The following is a 6,815-nucleotide window of genomic DNA, read 5'->3' as shown; positions in this document are numbered from 1 at the left end:
GGCCGGGGGTGGGTCTCCGGGCTTGGCGGGGGTCCCTGCTGTGGTGTAGACCAGTTGTCGGACGGTTGTGCTGCCGGAGCTCGGCCAACTGTGGGTCACCGCGACAAGCGGTTCGGATCAGGGAGAGAAGACATGGCCACCAAGGCTGAGAAGATCGTTGCCGGGCTGGGCGGCATCGAGAACATCGAAGAGGTCGAGGGCTGCATCACCCGCCTGCGGACCGAGGTCGTGGACGCCGGCAAGGTCGACGAGGCCGCGCTGAAGGCCGCCGGTGCGCACGGTGTGGTCAAGATGGGCACGGCGATCCAGGTCGTCATCGGTACGGACGCGGACCCCATCGCGGCGGAGATCGAAGACATGATGTGAGCCCGGCGCGGCATGCGCCCATGCCCGGCACGGCATGCGCTCACGCCCGGCGCGGCATGCGCCCACGCCCGTCGTGACGTGCGCCCACGCCCGTCGTGGAGTGGGCCCTTCGCGGCTGCCGGCCCAGGGGTTCCTCCCGCCGCGGGAGGGCCCCTTCCGCAGGTACGGCTAGGCTCGTCGCCATGTCTCGAATCGACGGCCGTACGCCCGATCAGCTCCGCCCTGTCACCATCGAGCGCGGCTGGAGCAAGCATGCCGAGGGCTCCGTCCTCGTCTCCTTCGGTGACACGAGGGTTCTCTGCACCGCCTCCTTCACGGAGGGCGTCCCCCGCTGGCGCAAGGGCAGCGGCGAGGGCTGGGTCACCGCGGAGTACTCGATGCTGCCCCGCTCCACCAACACCCGCGGCGACCGCGAGTCCGTCCGGGGCAGGATCGGCGGCCGTACGCACGAGATCTCCCGCCTCATCGGCCGCTCGCTCCGCGCGGTCGTCGACTACAAGGCGCTCGGCGAGAACACCGTCGTTCTCGACTGCGACGTCCTCCAGGCCGACGGCGGTACGCGTACGGCGGCCATCACGGGAGCCTATGTGGCACTGGCCGACGCGGTGACCTGGGCGCGGGGCAAGAAGCTGGTCAAGGCCGGACGCCAGCCGCTGACCGGTACGGTCGCCGCGGTGTCGGTGGGCATCGTCGGCGGCGTCCCGCTCCTCGACCTCTGCTACGAGGAGGACGTCAAGGCGGACACCGACATGAACGTCGTGTGCACCGGCGACGGCCGCTTCGTCGAGGTCCAGGGCACCGCGGAGGCCGAGCCGTTCGCCCGCGAGGAGCTCAACGCGCTGCTCGACCTGGCCGTGGGCGGCTGCACGGAGCTGGCGACACTGCAGAGCAAGGCACTTGATACGGTCCTGGAAAGGTAAAGGACTCACCAAGGGCACGCCAAGACGAGCTGTGGGGCGGCGCGCAACCACGGCGCCCCGCCTCGCGTCCCTACCGGTACGGGCGTACGGCACACCACCGTGCGCCCGGCCATATCCGTACCGCATCAGCCCGGGGGCCGTCAGGCCTGAACGCTAGGAGGACAGTTCCATGGCCGCGAGCCGCCGCCGACGTCGTACGACCATCGCCGCCGCCGTAGCAGCAGTAGCGCTGACGACCGGTCTCGCCACCGGCTGCGACGCCGTCAACACGGCCCTGGACTGCGTCCAGACCGCTGACGCCATCGCCGACAGCGTCACCGACCTCCAGCAGGCGGTCGAGAACGCGTCCAACGACCCGACCCAGCTCGAGGAGTCCCTCGACTCCATCGACAAGAACCTGGGCGAGATCAACGACAAGACCGACAACGCCGACGTCAGCAAGGCCGTGGACGACCTCCAGACGGCCATCACCAACGTCCGCGACTCCGTCAAGAACGGCGACGAGACCCCGGACATCAGCCCGGTCACGGACGCGGCGGGCGAACTGACGAAGGTCTGCACCCCGTAACGCGGCGTTCCAGTAAGAGGGCCGAGTAAGAGGGCCGAGTAAGAGGGCCGAGGGCTTCAGGGGTGCGACCGTGCACTCCGAGTGCCTCTCGGCCCTCGCTACTGTGTGGCCATGACCCGCCTGATCCTCGCCACCCGCAACGCCGGAAAGCTCACCGAGCTCAGGGCGATCCTCGCCGACGCCGGGCTCCCGCACGAGCTCGTCGGCGCGGATGCCTACCCCGACGTACCCGACGTCAAGGAAACCGGCGTCACCTTCGCCGAGAACGCCCTGCTCAAGGCCCACGCCCTGGCGCAGGCGACGGGCCTTCCCACGATCGCCGACGACTCCGGCCTGTGCGTGGACGTCCTGAACGGCGCCCCCGGCATCTTCTCCGCCCGCTGGGCGGGCCGCCACGGCGACGACAAGGCCAACCTGGAGCTGCTCCTAGCCCAGCTCACCGACATCGCCGACGAGCACCGAGCCGCCCACTTCGCCTGCGCCGCGGCCCTCGCCCTGCCGGACGGCACGGAACGAGTCGTGGAGGGCCGGCTGCCGGGCACCCTGCGCCACGCCCCCGTCGGCACCAACGGCTTCGGCTACGACCCGGTCCTCCAGCCGGAGGGAGAGACCCGGACCTGCGCGGAGCTGAGTTCCGACGAGAAGAACGCGATCAGCCACCGGGGGAAGGCGTTCCGGGCGCTGGTGCCGGTGGTGCGGGAACTGCTGGGCTGACGACGAGGGTCCACCCGGAGGCTGTTCCGGGTGGACCCTCGATTCACAGGCGTGCGGCCGGAGGGACTCGAACCCTCACGGGTGTTACCCCACTGGGACCTAAACCCAGCGTGACTGCCAGTTCCACCACGGCCGCCGACGCTGGCTCATGCTACCCGGCGAGCCCGTCCGGCAGTCGCGCTCCCCGGGTTCTCCCGCGGTGGGACCGGACGTCACCGGCCGCCGAATCCCCGGACGGGCCGTCAGATCCCCAGATCCTTGATGATCTTCGCCACGTGGCCGGTCGCCTTCACGTTGTACAGGGCCCGTTCCACCTTGCCCTCCTCGTCCACGACCACCGTGGAGCGGATGACTCCGGTCACGACCTTGCCGTACAGCTTCTTCTCGCCGAAGGCGCCGTACGACTCCAGGACCTTCTTGTCGGGGTCGGCGAGGAGGGTGACCTTCAGGGACTCCTTCTCGCGGAACTTGGCCAGCTTCTCGGGCTTGTCGGGGGAGATGCCGATGACGTCGTACCCGGCGCCCGCGAGGAGCTCCAGGTTGTCGGTGAAGTCGCAGGCCTGCTTCGTGCAGCCCGGGGTCAGGGCGGCCGGGTAGAAGTAGACGATGACCTTGCGGCCCTTGTGGCCGGCCAGCGACACCTCGTTGCCGTCGGCGTCCGGCAGGGTGAAGGCGGGGGCGGTGTCGCCGGGCTGGAGTCGCTCGCTCATCGGACTCGGTCTCCTCGTACGTGCATCGGTGTGAAGCGGCATAGCGGCATAGCGGTATAGCTGTAAGAAGCAAAGCAGGGACGGGAACAGGGACGGGACAGGGACAGAACTCGTGCCGGTCCCGAGCGTATACGGGGGTCCTGGCGGACCGGTCGCGGGCGGAGCTGACAGACTGTCCGTGAACAGGCCGCGGGCGACGAAGCCCGCTGATGGACGCGGCGACCACGGAGGCAGCGCGGTGGCGGACAGCTCGGACACCAGAACCCCGGCGCAGATCGAGGCGGACATCAGGCGCCGCCGCGAGGTGCTGGCCGAGACGCTCGACGAGATCGGCGCCCGGGTGCACCCGAAGACCATCGTCGGCGACGCCAGGGCGAAGATGGTCTCCCACATCGACCACACGCTCGGTCGGGCGTACGTCGGTGTCAACCGCGTCGTCAGCGACGTCAAGGAGCAACTGGTGAGCGAGGACGGCGCGCCCCGGTTCGAGCGCATCGTTCCGGTCGCGCTCGTGGCCGTCGGAGTCGTGGGGCTGCTCGCCCTCGGCTCACGGCGCCGCAGGGGCTGAGGCCCGGGCGCGGGTCTCGCGGGCCGGGTGCGGGTCTCGCGGGCCGGGTGCGTACGGCGTGAAGGCGCCCCTCCCGCGTGTCCTCCGCGCGAAGGCAGGTAGGTTCGGGGTGTGAGCGAGAAGACCCAGCACGACAAGTTGCCCATCCGGATGCTGCACGACCGTGTGCTCGTGCGGCAGGACACCACCGAGGGCGAGCGGCGCTCCGGCGGGGGCATCCTGATCCCGGCGACGGCGGCCGTCGGCCGGCGCCTCGCCTGGGCCGAGGTCGTCGCGGTCGGCCAGAACGTACGGACCGTGGAGCCGGGCGACCGTGTCCTGTACGACCCCGAGGACCGCGCCGAGGTCGAGGTCCGGGGGACCGCATATGTCCTGATGCGCGAGCGGGACCTGCACGCCGTGGCGGCCGATCGGTTCGAGGGATCCGAGGACTCCACGGGCCTGTACCTCTAGTAAGTACCGCTGCAGTACTGGACGCGCACCCGCAGACGCGGAAAGTCGCGGAAAGGGGCTGGTGACTGTCGTCACCAGCCCCTTTCGTATGCCGCGCGCTAGCCGCTCGATCTCCTCGTGGAGCTCGTGGAGCTCGTATAACTGGTCGAGCTCGTGGAGCTCAGGGTGCCGGCGGTGTTGCCGCCGGCACCCTGAGTGGTGCCGCCGTCGTCGGTGCCGCCGTTTCCTCCGCCGATGTCACCGCCGTCCGTGGTGCCACCGTCGTCCGTGCCGCCGTTGGTAGCGGGCGGGGTGCTGGTGGCGCCCCCGTCGGTGCCGGTCGTGGTGCCGCCGTCCGTGCCCGGTGTGCTGGGCGTGCTGCCGCCGGTGTCCTGGCCGCCCGTCTGCCCGTCGGTGTCGCCGCCGGAGCCGTCGGTCTCCTGGTCGTCAGGGGTGCTGGGCTCGTCGGCCGGCTGGCTGGGCGGGACCTGGATGACGTCGGCGCCCTCCTGGAGCTCCAGGTCGAAGTCCTTGACCGGCTTGTTCTTCAGGGCGTCCTTCGTGAACTGGGCCCAGATCTGCGCGGGCGCGCCGCCGCCGTTGATACGGGGCAGGCCCATGGCGCCGTACAGGGACTTGTGCGCGCCGGTCTTGGGGTCCTGGCCCATGACGGAGACCACGGTGGCGAGGTCGGGTGTGTAGCCCGCGAACCAGGCCGCCTGGTCCTCCTCGGCCGTACCGGTCTTGCCGGCCGCCGGGCGGCCCGCGGCCAGGGCCTCCGTGGCCGTGCCGCTCTGGACGACGGACCGCAGGACGGACGTGGTCGTGTCGGCCGCCTCACGGGTGACGGCCTGCTCGACGTTCTGCTTGGGGAGGTTGATCTCCTCGCCGTCCTTGGTGATCTTCGCGACGAGCGTGTACGTGCCGTGCTTGCCGTGGTTGGCGAGCGTGGCGTACGCCTCCGCCATGTCGAGCACGCTCGCTGTGGCCGTGCCGAGGGCGATGGACGGGTACGGCTCCATGTCCGGGGTGTCCTTCGGCAGGCCGAGGTCGATCGCGGTCTGCTCGACGCGCTGCGGGCCGACGTCGACGGCCATCTGCGCGTACACGGAGTTCACGGACTTGTCGGTGGCCTGGCGGACGGTGACGTCGCCGTAGGAGACCTGGTCCTCGTTCTCGGGGGCGTAGGCGGCGCCGCTCCAGCCCTGGACGGGACGCCTGTTGGTGCCGTCGTAGATCGTGTTCGGGGTGATCGGGAAGCCGCTCTGGGTGGCGGAGTCGTGCTGGACGGCGGAGGTGAACACGAACGGCTTGAAGGTGGATCCCACCTGGTAGTCGCGGCGTGTCGCGTTGTTGTAGTACTGCTTGGTGAAGTCGATGCCGCCGTACATGGCGAGCACCTTGCCGGTCTTCGGGTCGATGGAGACGCCGCCGACGCGGACGTAGTTGTCGACCTTGCGGTTCTTCTTGTCGAGCTGGTCCATGACCTTGTCGTCGACGGCCTTGATGAAGGCGTTCTGCTTGCTCTTCTGCAGGGTGGTCGTGATGCGGTAGCCGCCCTGGCGCAGGGTCTCCTCGTCGATGACGCCGCTCTCGTCCAGGTACTGCTTGACCGCCTCGACCAGGTAGCCGCGCTGCCCGGACATCCCCGTCGAGGTCACGGTCTGCTTCGGCGTCGGGAACTCAGCCTTCGCCCGCTCGGACTCCGTCAGCCAGCCCTCCTTGACCATGCCGTCGAGGACGTAGTTCCAGCGGGCGACGGCCGCCTTCTTGTTCTCGGGGTGGGCTATGACGTCGTACGAGCTCGGGGCGTTCAGCAGGGAGGCGAGGTACGCGCCCTGGGCGGCGGTCAGCTCGTCGGCGTCGACGCCGTAGTACGCCTGGGCGGCGGCCTGGATGCCGTAGGCGCTGCGGCCGAAGAAGCTGGTGTTCAGGTAGCCCTCGAGGATGTGGTCCTTGGTCACCTGCCGGTCCAGCTTGATCGAGATGAAGAACTCCTTCGCCTTGCGGGTGACGGTCTGCTCCTGGCCCAGGTAGTAGTTCTTCACGTACTGCTGGGTGATCGTCGAGCCGGACTGCTTGCCCTTGCCGGTGGCGGTGTTCCAGGCGGCGCGGAGCATGGCCTTGGGGTCGATGGCGGACTCGGAGTAGAAGTCGCGGTCCTCGGCGGCCAGGACGGCGTGCTGGGCTTCCTTGGAGATCTGCGCGAGGGTCACGTTCTCCCGGTTGACCGTGCCGTCACGGGCGAGCTGGCTGCCGTCCGCGTACAGGTACACGTTGCTCTGCTTGGTCGCCAGCTCGTTCGCCGCCGGGATCGGTACGAGGTAGTAGCCCAGGAAGAACAGGCCGAACAGCAGCAGGGTCCCGAGCAGGAAGCTGCCGAGCACCATGCGCCAGGTGGGGATGATCCGCCGCCAGCCGGTGCGCTTGTGGCGCTTGGCCTTCTTGGAACGCTCGGCTTTGGCGGCCTTGCCGTCGGAGGGGTCGGAGGGAGTACCGGCCGGGACGCCGCTTGGCGCCCCGTCGGGGGCTTCGTC

At 69.7% G+C, this 6,815-nt stretch carries 8 protein-coding genes and 1 tRNA gene; 6 read left to right on the top strand and 3 right to left on the bottom strand.

Annotated features, from left to right (window positions below; translation table 11 throughout):
• Positions 1-132: 132 nt before the first annotated feature.
• The 4 genes from FNH04_RS38575 to rdgB all read left to right on the top strand — a co-directional run bounded on the left by FNH04_RS38575 (position 133) and on the right by rdgB (position 2,568).
• Positions 133-366 (top strand): glucose PTS transporter subunit EIIB, encoded by a 234-nt coding sequence (locus FNH04_RS38575; RefSeq protein WP_123989592.1) that lies wholly within the window; start codon positions 133-135, stop codon positions 364-366.
• Positions 367-548: 182 nt separating this feature from the next.
• Positions 549-1,286 carry a ribonuclease PH gene (gene rph, locus FNH04_RS38570; RefSeq protein WP_152790577.1) on the top strand — a complete coding sequence of 246 codons (738 nt, stop codon included), beginning with the start codon at positions 549-551 and terminating at the stop codon, positions 1,284-1,286.
• Between the two features lie 169 nt (positions 1,287-1,455).
• Entirely contained in the window at positions 1,456-1,854 is a 399-nt protein-coding gene (locus FNH04_RS38565; RefSeq protein ID WP_152790575.1) for a hypothetical protein, read from the top strand.
• Between the two features lie 111 nt (positions 1,855-1,965).
• Entirely contained in the window at positions 1,966-2,568 is a 603-nt protein-coding gene (gene rdgB, locus FNH04_RS38560) for an RdgB/HAM1 family non-canonical purine NTP pyrophosphatase (RefSeq protein ID WP_152790573.1), read from the top strand.
• Positions 2,569-2,620: 52 nt separating this feature from the next.
• On the opposite strand, the gene FNH04_RS38555 is transcribed toward rdgB, so the two are convergent.
• Positions 2,621-2,704 (bottom strand) — tRNA-Leu (locus FNH04_RS38555).
• Between the two features lie 106 nt (positions 2,705-2,810).
• Positions 2,811-3,278, bottom strand: coding sequence for a thioredoxin-dependent thiol peroxidase (gene bcp, locus FNH04_RS38550; protein WP_152790571.1), 468 nt, complete (start codon positions 3,276-3,278; stop codon positions 2,811-2,813).
• Between the two features lie 238 nt (positions 3,279-3,516).
• Between bcp and FNH04_RS38545 the strand changes: the two genes are divergently transcribed.
• Both FNH04_RS38545 and FNH04_RS38540 read left to right on the top strand, forming a co-directional pair.
• Positions 3,517-3,846: a DUF3618 domain-containing protein gene (locus FNH04_RS38545; protein ID WP_322725096.1), complete on the top strand. Its 330-nt coding sequence runs from the start codon at positions 3,517-3,519 to the stop codon at positions 3,844-3,846.
• A 111-nt stretch (positions 3,847-3,957) separates the two neighbouring features.
• A complete protein-coding gene (locus FNH04_RS38540) occupies positions 3,958-4,299 on the top strand; it encodes a GroES family chaperonin (RefSeq protein ID WP_322725095.1) in 342 nt (113 codons plus the stop codon).
• 98 nt (positions 4,300-4,397) lie between these two features.
• Here the strand turns inward: FNH04_RS38540 and FNH04_RS38535 are convergent.
• Positions 4,398-6,815 (bottom strand): transglycosylase domain-containing protein (locus tag FNH04_RS38535; RefSeq protein ID WP_407704175.1); only part of this gene is annotated, 2,418 nt, incomplete at its 5' end.

Origin of the sequence: Streptomyces phyllanthi (assembly GCF_009377205.1) — a bacterium.
In the GTDB taxonomy this organism is placed as follows: Bacteria; Actinomycetota; Actinomycetes; order Streptomycetales; family Streptomycetaceae; genus Streptomyces; species Streptomyces phyllanthi.
This window is presented reverse-complemented; position numbering and strand designations above follow the sequence as displayed.